Source organism: Roseisolibacter sp. H3M3-2 (assembly GCF_029211165.1).
GTDB lineage: Bacteria > Gemmatimonadota > Gemmatimonadetes > Gemmatimonadales > Gemmatimonadaceae > Roseisolibacter.
The window spans coordinates 1-537 of the sequence record NZ_JARGEK010000801.1 but is presented as its reverse complement, the minus strand read 5'-3'; the positions used below and the strand labels follow the sequence as shown (position 1 = coordinate 537).

Genomic DNA, 537 nt, shown 5'->3' with positions numbered 1-537 from the left:
ACCGCCGAAGCGGTCCTTTCGGCGCACCGCAAGGGTCATGATCCGGAGACGATCTCGGCCGCGCTCGGCCAGGAGCTGATCTGGGTTAAGCGGCACCTGCGCCTCGCCGGGCTCCACCCGGAGGTGTTCGCCGCCTTCGTCGCCGAGACGATCAGCTTCGACCAGGCCGCCGCCTATGCCGCGACCGCAGACCAGGCGCTGCAGCTCGCGGTCTTCCAGGAGCTGCAGGCCCAGCCCTTCGACAACTATCGCCAGCCGCACAGCATCCGGGCGAAACTGAAGGTCGGCGATCGCGACCATGCCCGCCTGCTCCGGATCGCGGGCGCGGAGCGGTACCGCGCAGCGGGCGGCGGCTTCGAGTTCGACCTGTTCGCCGACGATGCCGATCAGCGCGGCCGGGTCATGGACGAGCCCCTGCTGCGCCAGCTGGTCGACGAGGCGCTCGCCGCGACCAAGCAAGACCTTCGGGAGCGCAGCGGCCGCAAGGATCTCCGGTTCGTCACCGATCCGCCCCGGAACGACTATGGCACTGACTAT

Annotated in this window: 1 pseudogene; it reads left to right on the top strand. The window is 69.5% G+C overall.

Annotation, left to right across the window (positions count from 1 at the left end):
- Window positions 1–537, top strand: a pseudogene (locus tag PYV61_RS26490) (hypothetical protein); the annotation flags it as partial.